1 protein-coding gene is annotated in these 1,157 nt (G+C 71.0%); it reads right to left on the bottom strand.

Annotated elements, in window-relative coordinates; translation table 11 throughout:
* Nucleotides 1-1,157, bottom strand: a 1,157-nt coding sequence (locus tag FFS27_RS33005) for a hypothetical protein (RefSeq protein WP_137952570.1), incomplete at both ends; no start/stop codon positions are given.

The following is a 1,157-nucleotide window of genomic DNA, read 5'->3' as shown; positions in this document are numbered from 1 at the left end:
GCGCCACCCCCATCTCCCGCTGCTCCTCCTCGCCAATCTCCTTCAACGCCACTTCCCCCACTCCCAGCGCGCGTTCCACGCTGAGTTCGCCGCCCTGGGCGGCGAGCAGGGCCTGGAGGCGTTGGAATTCGCCGCACCAGAGGGTTTCGATGTCGCGGTCGCGCTGGCTGTCGCGGTTGGCGTTGAGGGCGACGGCGCGCAGTTGCAGGCGGCCGTTGTCGGCCTTGCCGCCGACTTCCAGGCCGTAGCCGGGGGTAGCGGGTTTGCGCAGGACGACCCTGCCGGTCTGCGCCCAGGCGGTGGCCATGCCTTCGCGGACTTCGTAGCCGAGGCTGGCGAGGCCCTGGAGCACGGCCTGGCGGCGGGCGAGGGCGGCCTGTTGCTGGAGGTGGGCGGTGAGGATGGCGCTGCATCGCTCGGTGAGTTCGGCGAGTTGCTGCGGATCGCTGTCGGGCTGGCAGGCGGCGGCGCGCTGGAGCAGTTCGGCGTGTTCGGCGGCGCCCAGGGCGGCGACTTCGCTGGCGAGGTCTTGCAGGTGTTCCAGTCGCTGGCGTTGCTGCTGGTGTTCGCGGGCGGCCTGGGCGAGGTCGAGAACCAGGCTGTCGAGCAGCAGGTTGCGGCGCTCCGGGCGCTGTTCGGCTTCGGCGCGGGCCAGTCGCTCGAGGAACGCTTGGGCGCTGGCCTCGCCTTGCAGCAGTTGCAGTTCGGCGATGTGCCGGTCGATGCGCGCCAGGCGCTGTTCGCGCGGGGCGTCCTGTTGCTGGCGGGCGTGCCACTGTTCCAGGGTGATGGGCGCTTCGTCGGTCTTCAGGCGCTGGGCGAGTTCGTGCTGGGCTGCGCTGAGGCGTTCTTCGGCGGGGGCGCTGGCGAGGGCGGCGAAGCCTTGGGCGAGCAGGGCTTCCGCGTCGTCGCGGAGGGCGCCGTTGGCCAGCGCTTGCAGGGTTTGCCGGAGTGCCGCGCTGGCGGCATCGGGCCTGGCGTCGAGGGCCTGGAGCAGGGCGCTGGCGTTTTCCTGGAGGCGGCGGTGTTGCTGGCGCGTTTCCGCGGCCTGGCGAATGGCGCGCTCTTCGCGTTCGGCGAGGTCGCGCTTGAGGAATTCGCTTTCGATCTTCACCTGCAATTGCACATCCAGCCAGCGTTCCTGTTCGAGCAGGGCG

Origin of the sequence: Pseudomonas sp. 2VD (genome assembly GCF_005503585.1) — a bacterium.
Classification (GTDB): Bacteria; Pseudomonadota; Gammaproteobacteria; order Pseudomonadales; family Pseudomonadaceae; genus Pseudomonas; species Pseudomonas aeruginosa.
Note: the sequence above shows the minus strand (reverse complement) of the source record. Positions and strands in the feature narration are given on the sequence as shown.